This is a genomic window from Streptomyces sp. GbtcB7 (assembly GCF_019091445.1).
In the GTDB taxonomy this organism is placed as follows: Bacteria; Actinomycetota; Actinomycetes; order Streptomycetales; family Streptomycetaceae; genus Streptomyces; species Streptomyces mirabilis.
Genome location: NZ_JAGXJM010000040.1, coordinates 1 through 14,581, shown reverse-complemented (window position 1 = coordinate 14,581; position 14,581 = coordinate 1). Strand labels below are relative to the sequence as shown.

At 71.3% G+C, this 14,581-nt stretch carries 15 protein-coding genes and 2 pseudogenes; 9 read left to right on the top strand and 8 right to left on the bottom strand.

What is annotated here, in order from left to right:
* Positions 1–24: 24 nt before the first annotated feature.
* A complete protein-coding gene (locus KVT44_RS44355) occupies positions 25–918 on the top strand; it encodes a triacylglycerol lipase (protein WP_190171301.1) in 894 nt (297 codons plus the stop codon).
* A gap of 107 nt (positions 919–1,025) precedes the next feature.
* On the opposite strand, the gene KVT44_RS44350 is transcribed toward KVT44_RS44355, so the two are convergent.
* The 3 genes from KVT44_RS44350 to KVT44_RS44340 all read right to left on the bottom strand — a co-directional run bounded on the left by KVT44_RS44350 (position 1,026) and on the right by KVT44_RS44340 (position 4,348).
* On the bottom strand, positions 1,026–1,676 hold the full coding sequence (locus KVT44_RS44350) for a hypothetical protein (protein WP_054231368.1): 651 nt from the start codon (positions 1,674–1,676) through the stop codon (positions 1,026–1,028).
* Between the two features lie 158 nt (positions 1,677–1,834).
* A complete protein-coding gene (locus KVT44_RS44345) occupies positions 1,835–2,530 on the bottom strand; it encodes a GntR family transcriptional regulator (protein WP_075033086.1) in 696 nt (231 codons plus the stop codon).
* Between the two features lie 462 nt (positions 2,531–2,992).
* Entirely contained in the window at positions 2,993–4,348 is a 1,356-nt protein-coding gene (locus KVT44_RS44340; protein ID WP_097225236.1) for an aspartate aminotransferase family protein, read from the bottom strand.
* A gap of 200 nt (positions 4,349–4,548) precedes the next feature.
* On the opposite strand from KVT44_RS44340, the gene KVT44_RS44335 reads away from it, so the two are divergent.
* The 4 genes from KVT44_RS44335 to KVT44_RS44320 all read left to right on the top strand — a co-directional run bounded on the left by KVT44_RS44335 (position 4,549) and on the right by KVT44_RS44320 (position 9,364).
* The gene (locus tag KVT44_RS44335; protein WP_254650742.1) at positions 4,549–5,205 is read left to right on the top strand and encodes a type 1 glutamine amidotransferase family protein; all 657 of its coding nucleotides are present in this window, start codon (positions 4,549–4,551) and stop codon (positions 5,203–5,205) included.
* Entirely contained in the window at positions 5,202–5,690 is a 489-nt protein-coding gene (locus KVT44_RS44330; RefSeq protein ID WP_217573716.1) for a MarR family winged helix-turn-helix transcriptional regulator, read from the top strand. The genes KVT44_RS44335 and KVT44_RS44330 overlap by 4 nt, the downstream gene beginning before the upstream one ends.
* A gap of 84 nt (positions 5,691–5,774) precedes the next feature.
* Positions 5,775–7,721: a serine/threonine-protein kinase gene (locus KVT44_RS44325; protein ID WP_217573715.1), complete on the top strand. Its 1,947-nt coding sequence runs from the start codon at positions 5,775–5,777 to the stop codon at positions 7,719–7,721.
* Between the two features lie 110 nt (positions 7,722–7,831).
* Complete coding sequence (locus KVT44_RS44320) at positions 7,832–9,364, top strand: substrate-binding domain-containing protein (RefSeq protein ID WP_217573712.1); 1,533 nt, start codon at positions 7,832–7,834, stop codon at positions 9,362–9,364.
* A gap of 350 nt (positions 9,365–9,714) precedes the next feature.
* Here KVT44_RS44320 and KVT44_RS44315 read toward each other — a convergent pair whose 3' ends face one another.
* Positions 9,715–10,455: an SLATT domain-containing protein gene (locus KVT44_RS44315; RefSeq protein ID WP_217573710.1), complete on the bottom strand. Its 741-nt coding sequence runs from the start codon at positions 10,453–10,455 to the stop codon at positions 9,715–9,717.
* Between the two features lie 316 nt (positions 10,456–10,771).
* Between KVT44_RS44315 and KVT44_RS44310 the strand changes: the two genes are divergently transcribed.
* From KVT44_RS44310 to KVT44_RS44300, 3 genes are read left to right on the top strand one after another with little or no spacing between them, the layout of a single operon-like run.
* Complete coding sequence (locus KVT44_RS44310; RefSeq protein WP_075033091.1) at positions 10,772–11,113, top strand: YbaB/EbfC family nucleoid-associated protein; 342 nt, start codon at positions 10,772–10,774, stop codon at positions 11,111–11,113.
* A gap of 57 nt (positions 11,114–11,170) precedes the next feature.
* Complete coding sequence (gene recR, locus KVT44_RS44305) at positions 11,171–11,770, top strand: recombination mediator RecR (RefSeq protein ID WP_095853428.1); 600 nt, start codon at positions 11,171–11,173, stop codon at positions 11,768–11,770.
* On the top strand, positions 11,763–12,422 hold the full coding sequence (locus KVT44_RS44300; protein ID WP_099921441.1) for a DUF5063 domain-containing protein: 660 nt from the start codon (positions 11,763–11,765) through the stop codon (positions 12,420–12,422). The genes recR and KVT44_RS44300 overlap by 8 nt, the downstream gene beginning before the upstream one ends.
* A gap of 13 nt (positions 12,423–12,435) precedes the next feature.
* Here the strand turns inward: KVT44_RS44300 and KVT44_RS60785 are convergent, their stop codons facing one another.
* The 4 genes and pseudogenes from KVT44_RS60785 to KVT44_RS44290 form a co-directional block, all read right to left on the bottom strand.
* Positions 12,436–12,567 (bottom strand): hypothetical protein, encoded by a 132-nt coding sequence (locus tag KVT44_RS60785; protein WP_308314285.1) that lies wholly within the window; start codon positions 12,565–12,567, stop codon positions 12,436–12,438.
* Between the two features lie 12 nt (positions 12,568–12,579).
* Positions 12,580–12,687, bottom strand: a pseudogene (locus KVT44_RS60780) (alpha/beta hydrolase); the annotation flags it as partial.
* Between the two features lie 109 nt (positions 12,688–12,796).
* Positions 12,797–13,234: pseudogene (locus tag KVT44_RS58980) on the bottom strand (alpha/beta hydrolase fold domain-containing protein); the annotation flags it as partial.
* Between the two features lie 140 nt (positions 13,235–13,374).
* Positions 13,375–13,842, bottom strand: a complete 468-nt coding sequence (locus KVT44_RS44290; protein ID WP_217573709.1) for a cupin domain-containing protein — start codon at positions 13,840–13,842, stop codon at positions 13,375–13,377.
* A 95-nt stretch (positions 13,843–13,937) separates the two neighbouring features.
* Here KVT44_RS44290 and KVT44_RS44285 point away from each other — a divergent pair, with 95 nt between their 5' ends.
* Positions 13,938–14,462, top strand: coding sequence for a MarR family winged helix-turn-helix transcriptional regulator (locus tag KVT44_RS44285; protein ID WP_099921438.1), 525 nt, complete (start codon positions 13,938–13,940; stop codon positions 14,460–14,462).
* The last annotated feature ends 119 nt before the right edge of the window (positions 14,463–14,581 follow it).

Below are 14,581 nucleotides of genomic sequence, written 5' to 3'. Positions count from 1 at the left end.
GCGGTCACTCCACGAGGAGTCTTGTTGAAGAACCGGATCGTTCGGGCTCTGGTCGCCATGGCGACCGCGGGAGTCATGGTGGCGCTGGCGGCGGGTCCGGCCAGCGCCGCCACCCCGCCCCGGAAGGCGGGTGTGAGCAACGCCGTGTACTTCGTCCACGGCATCGACTGGAAGCACGGGAGCCCTTACCACGCCAAGCAGGACTGCAAGTCGGTCTGGGGCAAGGCCATGTCCGACCTTCGGACGAAGGGCTGGACGGGCAAGTTCGTCACCTGGGGCTACTACAAGAACGACGTCAACTGCACCCGCAAGGTCAACGGCAACCTGCAGACCCGTATCCAGGAACTCGGCCGTCTGCTCGCCTGGGACATCTACAACAACTACTCCAAGCACGGCAAGAAGGTCGACGTCGTCGGCCACTCCATGGGCGGTCAGGTCATCCGAGCGGCGATCACCGGCGTGAACAAGTACGGCCGGACGTCGTCGCAGTGGCCGGACTACATCTACGTCGAGGACGCGGTCACCTTCAGCAGCCCGTTCACGGGCTCCAACTGGGCGACGGCGTGCACGGCCGCCTACACCTACAAGCAGTGCAGCGACCTGCGGCCGGGCAGCGGCTTCCTCTCCTGGGCCGGACAGAACCCGCAGTCCAAGATGAAGACGGACTGGACCCTCATCGGCGCCGGTGACGACGACGCCGTCACGTCCGGCTCCGCCATCGGCATGAACGCCAAGCACAAGGTCGTCTACAACAGCGGCCAGGGGCTCGAACACAGCACCATCAAGAACGCCGGCGGCAACGGACTCTGGTCCTACAAGTTCTCCGACGACAACGGCAGAACCTGGTCGCCGGTCCGCGACCGTCATGCCCCGGTCCGCTACGCCTACGAGGCCATGAGAGCCCCTGCGGCCTGGTAACCGGTACCCGGCGGTCGCCGCTCGGCGCTCGGCGACCGACACAGAAAGGCGGCCCAGGTTCCACCGACTCCGGTGGGACCTGGGCCTTCCTTCGGGCCGCGTGCGCCTCAGCTGAAGATGATCATCGACCCTTGTGCGAGGCTGCGGGTCGCCGCCGCGTGCAGGCCGAGCCACACATGCCGCTCGCGCGCGAACGGACTCGCGTCGTACGGGGCGGGCGCGGCCGGTTCCTCCAGCTCCGTGGGAGCCATGGGCGGCTGCGGAGCGGCCGGTGGGTTCGCCGGGTCGATACCGATCGACGGCGCCACGAACTCCAGCTCGCGCAGCAGCGTCTGGGAGGAGCCCAGGGGGCCGCCCCCGGCGAGGAGTTCGTCATTGGCGAGCGGGTGCGGGAAGTCGACCGGGACGTACGCGCCCGCGTGGTCGTAGTGCCACACGAGGTGCGACTGCTGGGCGTTCGTCTCGAACATCTCCAGCAACTGCTCGTAGTCGCCGCCCAGTTCGTCCACCGGGGTCACCGCGAGGCCGCACATCTGGAGCAGATACGCCCGGCGCAGGAAGTGCAGCGCGTCGTAGTCGAAACCGGCGACCGGGGCCACGTCGCCGGAAAGCCCCGGCATGTACGCGTACACCGGGACCGGCGGAAGTCCGGCCTCGCCCAGCGCTTTGTCGTAGAGCGCGAGCTCCTCGGCGAAGGGATTGTCGGGGGTGTGGCACAACACGTCGACGAGCGGGACCAGCCACAGGTCACAGGCCAACAGACGGCTCCTCTAGCTCCTTGGGAAGCATGGTGGTCAGGGAAGCGTAATGGGTGGGACCCGTCCTCAGTCCCCCTCGTGCGGATCCCATACCCACACCCCGAGCGCCCACCTGTCGCACCGGCGCACACACCTCCCGCCACGACCTCACGTCGCGCTCATCCGGCGGCCAGGCGCTCGATGAGGGCGAGGGAGTGTTCGTTGTACGCGGCGACGATCGCGTGCGCCGCGCCCGGGTCGCGGCGGGCCAGCGCGTCCACGAGCTCCGTGTGGCCCGCCCACAGGTGGCCCTTCAGATCCTCCACCCGGCGCAGGTGCTGCACCGTGCACACCCAGGACTGGACGCGCAGACGGTGCAGGAAGTCGGCGAGGTAGGCGTTGCCGAACAGGGCGCTCAGCTCGCGCCAGAAGCGCAGGTCGTAGCCGATGAGGATGTTCAGGTCGCCGGCGGTCGCGGCGCGCTGGGCCTCCTCGCCGCGGCGGCGGACCCCGGCGAGGGCGGCGAGGGTGCGCGGATCGTCGGCCTGCGCCATGCCTCCGGCGAGGAGACTCCGGAACATCCCGTCGGTGACGAGACTCCGGGCCTCGATCATGCCGCGGTAGTCGTCCGGCGAGTACTCGTGCACGCGGAAGCCGCGGTGCTGGTCCGCCTCCAGGAGGCCCTGGGCCGACAGATCGACGAGGGCCTCGCGGACGGGGGTCGCGGAGACGCCGTACTGTTCGGCGATCTCCTTCACCGTGAACGCCTGCCCGGGCCGGAGCCGGCCTGCCAGCACCTCGTCGCGGAGCGCGTCCGCGATCTGCTGCCGCAGGGTGCTGCGGGTTACGGCGCCGTTGCCGCCGGTGCCGGGCATGGTCTCTCGCTCCCTCATCGCGTACGGGTGCACGTGTGTGCGCTTCTCTACAAGCACGGACACCTTACGCGGACGCGAGCCTCACAGGGACATGAGAACGCGGGACCCAGCCCCGCCCCCAGGGACGCGGCGCATGCGGGGCGCAGCCCCGTCCCGAGGGGTGCGGGGAACTGCGCGCCCAGCCCCCACCGGCCGCCGGCCGACGAACTTCGGACGGCCGGGGGCCCTGAGGGGCGCGGGGAACTGCGCGCCCAGCCCCCACCGGCCGCCGGCCGACGAACTTCGGGCGGCCGGTGGCTCTGAGGGGCGCGGGGAACTGCGCGCCCAGCCCCCACCCACCCGCAGCCGACCCCACCCACCCCGGGCCCGGGGTCGAAGGGGCGGAGCCCCTGGGGGATGGGACGGGTAGGGGCGGCGGGGGCGAGATCCCCCCGCGCGCGTCCCCCGCGCGTCCCCCACGCGTCACACGGTGTATTCGTCCGCCACCGACAACGCCTCGTCCAACACCGCGAGCCCCTCCTTCGCCTCCCCCTCGGAGACATTGCACGGCGGCACCACATGAGTCCGGTTCATGTTGATGAACGGCCACAGCCCCCGCGCCTTCGCCGCCGCCCCGAACGCGACCATCGGCCCATTGGCCTCACCGGCGGCGTTGTACGGCACCAACGGCTCCCGGGTCTCCCGGTCCTTGACCAGCTCCAGCGCCCAGAACACCCCCGTACCGCGCACCTCACCCACACTGGGATGCCGCGCGGCCAGCTCCCGCAGCCCGGGCCCGAGCACCGTCTCCCCGATCCGCGCGGCCTGCTCGACGATGCCCTCCTCCTCCATCACGTTGATGGTGGCGACGGCGGCGGCACAGGCCAGCGGATGCCCGGAGTACGTGAGCCCCCCGGGGTAGGGCCGCCGGGCGAAGGTCTCCGCGATCGCCGAGGAGATCGCGACACCGCCGAGCGGAACGTAGCCCGAGTTCACGCCCTTCGCGAAGGTCATGAGGTCCGGCGTCACGTCGTAGTGGTCCGCCGCGAACCACTTCCCCGTACGCCCGAACCCCGCCATGACCTCGTCCAGGATGAAGACGATCCCGTACTGGTCGCAGAGCGCCCGCACCCCGGCGAGATAGCCGGGAGGCGGCGTCATGATCCCCGCGGTCCCCGGAATCGTCTCGAGGATGATGGCCGCGACGGTCCCCGGCCCCTCGAAGGCGATCGTGTCCTCCAGGTGCTGAAGCGCCCGCTCGCACTCCTGCTGCTCACTGTCGGAGTGGAAGGGGGAGCGGTAGAGGAACGGCGCCCAGAAGTGGACGACGCCTGCCGCGCCGCTGTCGTTCGGCCAACGCCGCGGGTCACCGGTGAGGTTGATCGCGGTGGAGGTGGCCCCGTGGTAGGAGCGGTACGCGGAGAGCACCTTCGGGCGGCCGGTGTGCAGCCGGGCCATGCGCGTGGCGTTCTCGACGGCCTCGGCGCCACCGTTGGTGAAGAAGATCTTGTCCAGGTCGCCCGGGGTCCGCTCGGCGATCAGCCGGGCCGCCTCCGAACGGGCCTCCACGGCGAAGGCGGGCGCGAACGTGGACAGGGTCGCGGCCTGTTCCTGGATCGCGGCGACGACCTTCGGGTGCTGGTAGCCGATGTTGGTGAAGACGAGCCCGCTGGTGAAGTCCAGATACCGCTTGCCTTCGTAGTCCCAGAAGTACGACCCCTCCGCGCCGGCGACGGCGAGCGGGTCGATGAGCTCCTGAGCGGACCAGGAGTGGAACACGTGCGCGCGGTCCGCGGCCTTCACGGCGGCGCCGACCTGGGGGTTGGGCTGAGGGGTCATGCGCCGAAGCGTAAATGTCCCCGGAGGGGGCGCGACATCGGCGTCCTGTCTGTGACCGGGGGCTTTCCACGACAGTCTGTCGGGCTTGGCCACCGATAACGGCTTATTGACAGCATCCTGTCGAAATGACAGCATGCTGACATAGTGCCCCACCGTCACCACCGCACAGCCGCCCTCAGGACCCACGCGAGGAGAGAGCGATGAACACAACGAGCGCGATGAGTGCGATGAACGACCACGGCAGTCCCGTCCACCTCGCCGTCTACGACACCTACGCCGACTGGGAGACCGGTCACACCACCGCGTATCTCGCCCGCGCCGGCCGCGAGATCCGCACCGTCGGCCCCACCCGGGAGCCGGTGACGACGATCGGCGGTCTCCGGATCCAGCCCGACCTCGCGCTCGACGAACTCCGCCCCGAGGACAGTTCCCTGCTGATCCTCACCGGCGCCGACCTCTGGGACACCTCCGACGACCTCGCCCCCTTCGCCCGCAAGGCCCGTGCCTTCCTCGACGCGGGCGTGCCGGTCGCCGCGATCTGCGGGGCGACGGCCGGGCTCGCCCGTGAGGGGCTCCTCGACGACCGGGACCACACCAGTGCCGTGTCCTTCTACCTCGCCGCCACCGGCTACCGGGGCGACGGGCGGTACGTCGACACCGACGCCGTCACCGACGGCAACCTCGTCACCGCCGGACCGACCGAGCCCGTCGCCTTCGCCCGTGAGGTCCTGCGGCTTCTCGGGGTGTACGAGGGGGAGGTCCTGGACGCCTGGTACCGCCTGTTCCACGACTCCGACGCGTCCGCGTACGCCGTACTGGAGAAGGCCTCAGGGGCCGCCGAGGAGGCCGCCCGATGAGCCGGGAACGGCAGAACCTCCTCAGCCGCGCCGCCCTCGGCGTCTTCCGGCTCAACGGCCAGTTCCTCTCCGTGGCGGACGAACTGGCCCGCCCGGCGGGGCTGACCGCCGCCTGGTGGCAGGTGCTGGGCGCGGTGCTCCCCGAGCCGCTCCCCGTCGCCGGGATCGCCCGCGTCATGGGCATCACCCGGCAGAGCGTGCAGCGCGTCGCCGATCTGCTGGTCGGCAAGGGCCTCGCCGAGTACCTGCCCAACCCCGCCCACCGCCGCGCCAAACTGCTCTCCCCGACCGCCGCCGGCCGCACCGCCGTCGCCGCGATCGACCCAGGCCACGCGACCCTCGCCGACCGGCTGGCGCGGGCGCTCGGGGAGGACGGCTTCGCCGAGACCGTACGGATCCTGGAGCGACTGTCGGCGGTTCTCGACGAGATCGACGGGGCCGCGACGGACGTCACGGAAACGCCAGGTGCTGTTACTGAACCGTAGACACCGCCCCACCCACCTCCCGGTAGGGCGGCACTATCCTCGGCCTCGGGCGGTTGCACAGGCGCGGGGGAGGGCGGCACGACGATGGAGAAGCTGGGGGCGGGGGAACCGCAGCAGATCGGGGCGTACCGACTGCTCGCGCGGCTCGGTGCCGGTGGCATGGGGCGCGTCTATCTGGCCCGCTCCGACCGGGGCCGTACCGTCGCCGTGAAGCTGGTGCGGGAGGAACTCGCCGCGCAGGAGGAGTTCCGGGCCCGCTTCCGCCAGGAGGTGCAGGCCGCGCGCCGGGTGGGTGGCCTGTGGACCGCCCCCGTCCTCGACGCGGACACCGAGGCCGCCGTCCCGTGGGTCGCGACCGGATATGTCGCCGGACCCTCCCTCCAGACGGTCGTGGGCCCCGACCACGGAGCGCTACCGGAACGTTCCGTCCGCATCCTCGCGGCCGGACTCGCCCACGCCCTCAAGGACATCCACGCCGCCGGACTCATCCACCGCGACCTCAAGCCCTCCAACGTCCTCGTGACCATCGACGGCCCGCGCGTCATCGACTTCGGGATCGCGCGCGCCCTGGAGACCGTCACCGACGGCGGCCTGACCCGCACCGGTGCCCTCGTCGGCTCGCCCGGATTCATGGCGCCCGAGCAGGTCCGCGGCGACCGCGTCACGCCCGCGTGCGACGTCTTCTGCCTGGGCTCGGTCCTCTCGTACGCCGCCACCGGCGCCCTGCCCTTCGGGGCGGCGAACAGCGGGGTGCACGCGATGATGTTCCGCATCGCGCAGGAGGATCCCGACCTGGACGGCGTACCGGAGGGCCTCGCCGACCTCGTACGGCACTGTCTGCGCAAGGACCCCGCCGCCCGCCCCGGCCTCGACGAGATCCTGGAGCGCATCGGCGCGGAGGACACCGTCGTGGAAGGACGCTCCCGCGACCCGTGGCTGCCCAGCGCGCTGGTGGCCCAACTCGGGCGGCACGCCGTGCGGTTGCTGGACACGGAGAACCCGGCCGAGCGCCCCGCACCGGCTCCGGCGCCGCCCGCGCGTCAGGCCACCGCCCCCGCTCAGGAACCGGCCCCGGGATCCGCCCCGGCGGCCCTGGACCTGTCCAAGCCCTCGGCCGCACCCACCCCTGCCCCCGCTCCCGCCCCCGAGGTCGCCCCGGAGCACGCCGCCGCCCCGCCCCCACCGGGAGGGCCGGCCTCGACGGACCATCTCCCGACGCTGATCGCGGGCGCCGACCAGACGCCCCCGCCGGCCGCGCCGCCCGCCGCGCACCCGGCGTACGGCCATCCCCAGCAGCACCCCAGCCCCACGGGTCCTCCCGCGTACGGCTATCCGCAGGGCGGCTGGGGCGCGCCCGGCTCGTACGGCCCCACGCCGCCGTACGGACCGGGCATGCCCACCACGCCGTACGGCCCCGCGGGCGTCCCCGAGCCCGAGCCGCCGCGCAGAAGCGGCCGCTCCACCGCCGCCCTGATCGTCGTGGCGCTGGTCGTCGCGCTCGGCGCGGGCGGTTCCGTCTACGCGCTGATGCAGGGCGGCACGGCCAAGGGCAGCGACGACGCGAAGGCGTCCTCGGCCGCGTCCACGAGCCCGACCTCCCCCGACTCGCCCCCGCCCTCCCCCTCCACTCCCTCCTCCCCTTCCGATTCGCCCTCGCCCCAGGCATCCCAGGGCGGCACGATCCCGGAGGGGTTCCTCGGCACCTGGGACGCCTCCATCGACAACGCGACGGGCCACAACACCCGCCGACTGACCATCCAGCAGGGCGCGGTGGGCGACACGGTCCTCTCGCTCGTCGCGGACGGTCCGTCCGGCAGCAGCACCTACCACTGCGTCTTCCGGGCCGAACTGACCGCCGCCCCCGGCGCCGGTGGCCCGCTGGTGATCGGCCCCTCCGAAGTCACCGGCGGCGCACCGATCTCCTCCTGCTCCCCGGGCGCCGCCTCCGAGATCACCCTTCTGTCCGACGGCCGGCTGCGCCGGGTGAACACGGGCTCGGGCGAGGCGTTGACTTACACGAAGAGTGGCTGACGAAGCGTCAGTTCGGTTGAACGGCCGCTGAACTTCACCCGGCGTACGCCGGATGTTCCCGCCTCGAGCCGTACGGTGACCGCACCTTGGGCTCGGGGGAGTGGCTCGCGATGGAGTGGCTGAGCGCGGAGAACATTGTGGCCGTGGGGACCGCCGTGATCGGTGTCGTCGCCTCCGCGGTGATGGTCTGGTACGAACGCCGGGTGCCGCGGCGCAAGCGGATCGGCTACCGGGTGCAGATGGACAACCCGATAGGCGACGACGTGCGTTCGGGGCGCGCCAACGTACGGCTCGGGCTGTTCGACGAGACGCCGGGCATGATGGACGCCACTCTCGTGCTGCTGCGGATCGAGAACGACGGTTCGCAGAGCATCGCCGGTGACGACTACACGAGCCGTGAACGCCACGGTCTGACAGCGGTGTTCACCGACCGCACCATCCGCGGTGTGTCCGTCACCCAGCCGCCCGGCACCGACCACCTCATGGACCACTTCACCCCCGCCGCGGGGCTCAGTTACGAGGACGGCGTCCTGCGCATCCCGCGCGTCCCGCTCAACCGGGGCGAGCACTTCAAGCTCCTCGTGCTGCTGTCGGGCGGGGACGTGGGGCGCGAGATACGGCTGATCGGTGGACTGCGGGACGGCGAGGTCAGCCCCAACCGCAGTACGACACCGGACGACCAGCCGCCCCTCTTCAGCCGTGCGGCCCGGCTGATCACCGTGCTGCTGACCGTGTGTGTCGTCACGCTCGCGCTGATCGTCGTGCTGCGGGACGACTCCCCGCCGCCGATCGGCTGCGAGACGGGCACGCTCACCGTCACCGGCTCGACCGCCTTCGCGCCCGTGATGAGCGAGCTGGCGAAGAAGTACGAGCAGGACTGCGAGGGCGCCGACATCGTGGTCGACGCGCACGGGAGCACGGCGGGGGTGCGTGAACTCGGCGTAGCCGGCGCCAAGTCCTCGAAGGGCGCGCCGCCCGTCATCGCACTCTCGGACGGGCCGAAGCCGAGCGGGTTCCCGCAACTGCGCGAGAACCGCGTCGCGGTCTCGGTCTTCGTCCTGGTCGTGCACGAGGACCTGCCCGTGCGGAACCTGTCCCTCGCCGACGTACGCCGCCTCTACCACGGCGAGATCAAGAACTGGAAGCAGCTCGGCGGTCCCGACCGCCCCGTGCTCCTCGTCAGCCGGGACGCCAACTCCGGTACCCGCCAGGTCTTTCAGCGCCGGGTCCTGGGCCGGGGCGAGATCGCCAACTCCTCCCTGGACTGCGTCCACAAGGACGACGCGACGGCGCCCGTGGTGCGGTGCGAACTCGACTCCACCGAGCAGGTGCTGAGCACCGTGGCCGGGTTGCCCGGGGCGATCGGCTACAGCGAACTGAACCTCGCCACCGGATACAAGGGCCTGCACCAGCTCACCCTCGACGGACACACCGCGTCCGTGGAGGACCTGGAACACGGCACGTCCTCCTACCCGTACCGGGAGATCGAGTACGCCTACACCTACGGCCAGCCGCCCGCCGACTCCCTCGCCTCCAGCTTCCTGACCTACATCAGCCGCGGCAACGGCCAGGACGTCATCCGCACCCACGGCCACCTACCGTGCGGCACCCCAGTGGGCCTGAAAATCTGCGGCACCAACTGATCCTCCGACGCCGGGTGCGCTGCTTGACTGCGGGCCCGGTGGGGGTTGGCCGCGCAGTTCCTCGCGCCCCTGAGGCGGGGGCTTCGCCCCGCGTCCCCCGCCCGCCCGGTTTGTTTGGCTGCCGGTCCGGTGGGGGCTGGTCGCGCAGTTCCCCGCGCCCCTGAGGGGCGCTGCGCGCATCTTCAGCCCGTCCGGCGTTTGAGGACGAGCCCTTCGGGCGATGCGGGGGTCCAGGGGGCGGCAGCCCCCGGTGGGGTGCAGGGGCGGAGCCCCGCGGGCCCGGATTTCGGGGTCGAAGGGGCGGAGCCCCTGGGGATGGGCTGGGTAGGGGCGGCGGGGGCGAGGGAACGCTAGCGCGGCTCCGGGGGGCGCTGGCGAGGCATGTTCGGGCGGGCGCCCGGAGGTAACGGCAGCCGCCCAGCCGACGCACCCTCCACCCGAGGAACCCCGGCCAGCGACGACTGGATCCCCAGCGGCGCGGGCCCGGTCCGGAACTCCACCATCCAGTCCGCCGTCTCCACCCGCACCAACTCCGTCACGTCCTCCGAGAACCGGCGCAACACCGCCAGACACCGATCCGCCGCCTCGCTGGCGGTCCCCTCCGTCGGCCCCAAAACCTCCCGCACACTCTCCGACGCCCAGTCGAACTGCAACACCTGCAACCGCCGCTGTACGGCCTGCGCGGTCGCCACGTCCCTTATCCACCCGGAGGTCACCCCGAAGAACCGGTCCCCGGCCACGCACGCGACCCCGAGCAGCAGCGCGAGATACCCCCAGGGGGCGACCCCGCCGACCACTCCGGTGAGGTCCAGCAGGGGAAGCGCGGCCCCGGCCACCGCCCCCGCCGCCGCCCCACCCCGCAGCACCCGAGCCCCCCGCCGCTTCCACACCCGGTCCGCGAGATACCAGGACGCCGTGTCGAGCGCCCCCTGTTCCACCCACCGGTACAGCTCATGGAGCCGCTCGGCCGGCTCCCCCCAGTCCCCGAGCGGAAACGCCCGGCCGGTCAGATCACCCGGCCGGGTCCCCGCGGCCCTGTCGTCCCGCCCGTCCTGGGGCGGCCCCTCGGGCTGCATCTCCGGCTGGCTCACCCGGCACTCCCTACTGGCGAAGGACGACGAAGGACGAAGCTGGTGATGTTGGATGGTGCTGGTGACGTTGTGTCTGGTGACGTTGTGTGATGTCAAGTGACGCGTGGTGCCGAAGCGTCGCTCCCTTCCTACCGCCCAATGGGTGGCGATGGCCCGGGTTTCGCCGCTTTTCCGCCCGGAAGAGGGTCTTGATCAGGTATAGGATTCGAGATCGTCTCACTCGAAAGAGTGCTTGGGCGACGGCCCCGCCAACCACGTAGGCTCGTGCTGAACGGGAAAACCCCGTCCAGACAGCCGTACGAACCAGGAGCTGATCGTGATTCCCGGTGGTGGCCAGCCCAATATGCAGCAGCTGCTCCAGCAGGCCCAGAAGATGCAGCAGGACCTCGCCAACGCGCAGGAGGAACTCGCGCGCACCGAGGTCGAAGGCCAGGCGGGTGGCGGTCTGGTGACGGCGACGGTGACGGGCTCGGGCGAGCTGCGTGCCCTGGTCATCGACCCGAAGGCCGTGGACCCCGAGGACACCGAGACCCTCGCCGACCTGGTCGTCGCGGCGGTCCAGGCGGCCAACGAGAACGCCCAGGCGCTCCAGCAGCAGAAGCTCGGCCCGCTCGCCCAGGGCCTCGGCGGCAGTGGCATCCCCGGCCTGCCTTTCTAAGACCGGCGGCGGCCAACTACCGTACGTACTGAAAGATTCCAGGAAGGGCGGCAGTCCGTGTACGAAGGCGTGGTCCAGGACCTCATCGACGAGTTGGGGCGGCTGCCCGGCGTCGGTCCCAAGAGCGCGCAGCGGATCGCCTTCCACATCCTGCAGGCCGAGCCGACGGACGTCCGCCGGCTCGCGCAATGCCTCATGGAGGTCAAGGCGAAGGTCCGCTTCTGTGCGACCTGCGGCAATGTGGCGCAGGAGGAACTGTGCAACATCTGCCGCGACCCGCGTCGGGATCTGACCGTCATCTGTGTGGTCGAGGAGCCCAAGGACGTCGTCGCGGTCGAGCGGACGCGCGAGTTCCGGGGCAAGTACCACGTGCTGGGCGGCGCGATCAGCCCGATCGAGGGCGTCGGCCCCGACGACCTCCGGATAAGGGAACTCCTCGCCCGTCTCGCCGACGGCACGGTCACGGAGCTCATCCTCGCCACGGACCCGAACCTGGAGGGCGAGGCGACGGCCACGTACCTCGCCCGCATGATCAAGCCTATGGGCCTCAGGGTCACCCGCCTGGCCAGCGGCCTCCCGGTGGGTGGCGACCTGGAATACGCGGACGAGGTCACACTCGGCCGCGCCTTCGAGGGGAGACGACTCCTAGATGTCTGACGCCACGCTGCACGCGACCAGTCAGGACCCCGACGACTTCGTGGTCCAGATCGCGGACCAGGTCGAGAGCTTCATCGTCGCCGTCACCGAAGTGGCGAAGGGCGACGAGCCGGACTCCGCCGTGCCCTTCCTCCTCCTGGAGGTGTCCCAGCTGCTGCTGGCGGGCGGCCGTCTCGGCGCGCACGAGGACATCGTCCCCGACGAGCGCTACGAGCCGGACCTCGGTCCGGAGCCGGACGTCGACGACCTGCGTGAGCGCCTCGCGGTCATGCTGGACCCGATCGACGTCTACTCCGAGGTGTTCGACCCGTACGAACCGCGCAAGGCCCCGGTGGCCTGCCGCATCTCGGACGACCTCGCGGACGTCATCACCGATCTGCGCCACGGCATGGCCCACTACCGCGCGGGCCGCACCACCGAGGCCCTGTGGTGGTGGCAGTTCTCCTACTTCTCCAACTGGGGTTCCACCACCTCGGCGGCCCTGCGCGCCCTCCAGTCCCTGGTGGCCCACGTCCGCCTGAACCAGCCCCTGGACGACCTCAACGGCCTCGACACCGACCAGGGCCTCGGCGAGGAGGTCCTCGCGGAGGAGGCGGGCCGGGTCATGGCCGAGGAGATCGGCGGGCCGCTCGGCATCAGGTCGTCCAAGTAGCCCCGGTCCGGGGTCAACCGGCGGGCCAGTGTGCCCGGGTGAAGGCGGCGGCGGAGGTCAGCGCGGCGTCGGCGTCGTCGAGCAGCGCGGCGAACCCCTGGAAGACGTGCGGGACCTGGGGCCAGACCTGCAGCTCGACCGCCACGTCGTGCGCGGCGGCGCGGGCGGCCAGTCGTACGGCGTCGTCCAGCAGGATCTCGTGCGAGCCGACCTGGATGAGCAGGGGCGCGAGCCCCGTCAGGTCGGCGAAGACCGGGCTGGCCAGGGGCGTGGCGGGGTCGCTCTCGCCCAGGTAGTCGCGGGCGCGGGATCTGCAGCCCCTTGGCGGTCAGCGCGGGATCGACGTCGGCCTTGCCGGTCAGGCTCTCCCCGGACAGGGTCAGATCGGCCCAGGGGGAGAAGACCACGGCCGACGACGGCTGCGGCAGCCCCGCCTCCTTGAGCGCGACGAGCGTGGCCACCACCAGCCCGCCGCCCGCGGACTCACCGACGAACGCGACCTCGGAGCTGGGTGTCCCGTCCGCGAGCAGGGCGCGATAGGCGGCCACGGCGTCGTCGACGGCCGCGGGGAACGGATGCTCCGGTGCCAGCCGGTAGTCCACCGACACGGCACGGACCCCGACCCGCCGGGCCACGTCGGCGGCCAGGCCCACGGAGTCGCCGGCCGAGCCGAGGGCGTAGGCGCCGCCGTGGAAGTAGAGCACCACAGCCGAAGACTCATCACCCGGAGTCTCCACGGTGACGACCGGTATGCCGCCGAGCCGGCCCGGCGTGGCCGTGACGTCTTCGGGCAGCGGCACGGACGCGATCATCTCGTGGAAGAGGGCGCGCTGTTCGCCGAGTTCACCGCCGATGTCGAACGGGGCGTGCCGCAGGAGCTCATCAAGAGCCTGGCGTTGCTGCTGGGTCATGAGGGACCTCTCATCGGTGAGCGGGACGGGGCGGGCGTCGGTCAGCGGGGCGGTCCCAGAACGATCTGCCCGTACTTGTCGGCGGCCTCGGCCAGCAGCTCCGGATCGATCCGGAAGCCCTCGGGCCGTGGGGTGGCCAGATCGCGTCCGGCGTGCCGGAACATGCCCTCGAGGCCGCCCGGGGTGCAGATCATCAGCAGGTCGGCGGTGTCGGAGGTGATCCGGTAGCCGTGCGGGACGTTCTTGGGCAGATAGACGATGCCGCCCTCGGACAGCTCCATCTCCTGGTCGTCGGACCAGACCAGCGCGGAGCCCTTGATCAGCATGAAGACCTCGTCCTCACGGGTGTGCATGTGGTACGGCGGCGCCTCGCCCTTGGTGACGCTGAACCGCCCGACGGTCAGTTGCCCGTCGGTGGCCGCGCTGTCCAGCAACACGGCGAAGACGCCGCCGTCGAGCCATTCGAGCTTCTGCTGCTGATCGGCCTGTGCGAGATAAGCCATGCTCATGACCAGTCTCCCCTTCGCTGTGGCAGATGTTACGAATTCGAAGCACGTGGCGACCTTACTTCTGCTTCGAATTCGCAGCAAGTAAACTCTTGGTCATGCCCGACACCCCGCCCCCCGATCCCGAGCGACTGGATCCCGAGCAACTGGCCGCCTACTTCGCCCTGATGGAGGTCGGCAGCCTGCTCCAGCACGCCGTCGACCAGCAGCTGCGCGACGAGGGCGGCCTCAGCTACACCCAGTTCCAGATCCTCGCCGTGCTCGGGCAGGCCCCCGAGGGGCAGCTGCGGATGACCGACATCGCCGACCGCCTGGTCCACAGCCGCAGCGGACTGACCTACCAGGTGGCCCAGTTGGCCAAGGCGGGACTGGTCACCAGGGCACCCTCGGCGGACGACGAACGCAGCGTCAACGTCACCGCCACCCCACAGGGCCAGGAGCTCCTCGGCCGCGTGATGCCGGGCCACGTAGCAGTCGTACGCAGGCTCCTCGTCACACCCCTGAACCGCTCCGACATCACCACACTCAGCGACGTACTGGGCCGGGTCCGTACCCACATCCGCACGACCCCACCCCGCTCGGCAACCCCCGGTCGCAAGCCCACGACACTCCGCAACGACTGACCCCCGCAGCCACCGACCACCCGCGGGCCGCCATGCGACGCGAGGGGCCGTGGCGGTGCGTCGCAAGCCCGTCGCTTACGCCCGGATCGAGCAGCGGCTCCCTTGCCCGGCCCACGTCT

Coding starts and splice junctions, on each gene's coding strand:
- KVT44_RS44335 (WP_254650742.1), top strand. CDS start 4,549: ATGAACACAACGAGCGCGATGAGTGCGATGAACGACCACGGCAGTCCC.
- KVT44_RS44325 (WP_217573715.1), top strand. CDS start 5,775: ATGGAGAAGCTGGGGGCGGGGGAACCGCAGCAGATCGGGGCGTACCGA.
- KVT44_RS44285 (WP_099921438.1), top strand. CDS start 13,938: ATGCCCGACACCCCGCCCCCCGATCCCGAGCGACTGGATCCCGAGCAA.
- KVT44_RS44330 (WP_217573716.1), top strand. CDS start 5,202: ATGAGCCGGGAACGGCAGAACCTCCTCAGCCGCGCCGCCCTCGGCGTC.
- KVT44_RS44340 (WP_097225236.1), bottom strand. CDS start 4,348: ATGACCCCTCAGCCCAACCCCCAGGTCGGCGCCGCCGTGAAGGCCGCG.
- KVT44_RS44345 (WP_075033086.1), bottom strand. CDS start 2,530: ATGCCCGGCACCGGCGGCAACGGCGCCGTAACCCGCAGCACCCTGCGG.
- KVT44_RS44320 (WP_217573712.1), top strand. CDS start 7,832: ATGGAGTGGCTGAGCGCGGAGAACATTGTGGCCGTGGGGACCGCCGTG.
- KVT44_RS44290 (WP_217573709.1), bottom strand. CDS start 13,842: ATGAGCATGGCTTATCTCGCACAGGCCGATCAGCAGCAGAAGCTCGAA.
- KVT44_RS44300 (WP_099921441.1), top strand. CDS start 11,763: ATGTCTGACGCCACGCTGCACGCGACCAGTCAGGACCCCGACGACTTC.